Origin of the sequence: Psychromonas sp. Urea-02u-13 (assembly GCF_002835995.1) — a bacterium.
Taxonomy (GTDB): domain Bacteria; phylum Pseudomonadota; class Gammaproteobacteria; order Enterobacterales; family Psychromonadaceae; genus Psychromonas.
Map to the genome: position 1 here is coordinate 1 of NZ_PJBZ01000194.1, position 1,617 is coordinate 1,617.

General features: G+C 36.2%; 2 protein-coding genes and 2 pseudogenes. All 4 read left to right on the forward strand.

Going from position 1 to position 1,617, the window contains the following annotated elements:
* Window positions 1–92: 92 nt before the first annotated feature.
* A pseudogene (locus CXF74_RS22085) lies at window positions 93–248 on the forward strand (tyrosine-type recombinase/integrase); the annotation flags it as partial.
* A 91-nt stretch (window positions 249–339) separates the two neighbouring features.
* Window positions 340–1,062, forward strand: a complete 723-nt coding sequence (locus CXF74_RS21305) for a zeta toxin family protein (RefSeq protein WP_101084640.1) — start codon at window positions 340–342, stop codon at window positions 1,060–1,062.
* Window positions 1,063–1,064: 2 nt separating this feature from the next.
* The gene (locus CXF74_RS22090; RefSeq protein WP_157822516.1) at window positions 1,065–1,229 is read left to right on the forward strand and encodes a hypothetical protein; all 165 of its coding nucleotides are present in this window, start codon (window positions 1,065–1,067) and stop codon (window positions 1,227–1,229) included.
* Window positions 1,230–1,364: 135 nt separating this feature from the next.
* A pseudogene (locus CXF74_RS21310) lies at window positions 1,365–1,617 on the forward strand (hypothetical protein); the annotation flags it as partial.

Genomic DNA, 1,617 nt, shown 5'->3' on the forward strand with positions numbered 1-1,617 from the left:
GTGATTGAACTGAGTTTGACTTGTTGATATCTGTTTCAAGCGCATTTTTTATTAAAATAATTCTATAAATGTTTGGATGTCCTACTTTGTTTTTAAGTGAAAACCAAATCATGCCTCATGTAACTGAGAAAATGCTCGGTCACGAACTCGGAGGAATAATGGCGATTTATAATAAACACGATTGGCTAGATGAGCAGTTAGTTGGTTATGAGTTGTATTGGCAACTGCTAGAAAAGCAATTTAGTTAAAGGTTCTTCCTTTATATAGAGAATTTCAAAAATCGTTTCATTTATATTGAGAATCTGACAGGATATAAGAAATCAAAACGGGGAATAGCTGATGCATGATTACAACAAAGAAGATCAGTCATTGTTTGATGAAGCAATGAGCTTTGTTCGGATTAAAAAAAACAAGAAGAAGATCGCCAAAAAATTAGTTGATAGCCTTCCTGAAGAAGAAAGCCCTGTATCAGTTTTTATGGCCGGTTCTCCAGGAGCAGGGAAAACAGAGGTAGCCAAAAGCCTCGTTGAGAGCTTTGGAGGGAATACGCTTCGCATCGATAATGATGAATTACGTAATGAATTTGAAGGTTATACTGGCGGAAACTCTCATCTATTTCAGAGTGCCGCGACTAGACTTGTTGAAGCTGTACATGACAGAGCATTAAAGAAAAAAGTAAGTTTTATTCTCGATACAACCCTTTCATGCTATGAAGTTGCTAAAAAAAATATCGAACGTTCTTTAAATAAAGATCGCGCAGTAATGATTATCTTTGTTTATCAATCTCCTCAGAATGCGTGGGCATTTGTACAGGCAAGGGAAAAAGTTGAAGGGCGTAGAGTCCCACCTGATGTTTTTGTAAAGCAGTTCATTGATTCTCAATTAGTAGTGAATAAACTAAAAGCAGAGTTTCAAAAGCAGATTAGAGTCGAAGTTTTAGTTAAAGATTTAACGGAGCAGAAAGCTTATCATTGCAATGTGAGCACCGTTGACCAATACTTAGAAAATAAGTATAATACCGCCTCATTAAATTCAATCGTGAATAATAAATCGGAGTGTTAACCATGTTTTCTATTTTACAGAAAAAAAGTACTAAAGTTTCTTCAACTGCATTTTCTGATTTTGTAAATCAATCTTCTTCTGGCGAAAAGAAACGTGTGTTCAAAGCCGCTATTAAACAATCTAGTGCTAGCCAAGCTAAAATTATGCAACAAGCCTGCATATTATAAATAAATTATAATATCCAAAAAAGGGAAGCAATTGCTTCCCTTTTTTGAACAATAGAGGACACCCGCATCTTTTTGACTGAGCTTCAAGAGTAACCTATGGTTAAATAAACAGCATAGGTTTTCCTTGGAGGTTTTATGACACAATCCCGCGACACGCTAATTTCACTTGCTGATACCCCTTACTACCATTGTATATCCCGTTGTGTACGTCGTGCCTTTTTGTGTGGTGATGATAAATATTCAGGACAAAGCTTTGAGCACCGTCGACAGTGGATGATAGATCGAATCCGATTCTTAACGCATGTTTTTTCAATTGAAGTGTGTGCTTATGCCATCATGTCCAATCACTATCACCTTGTTTTATATGTCAATGAAGAGGCATTGTTAG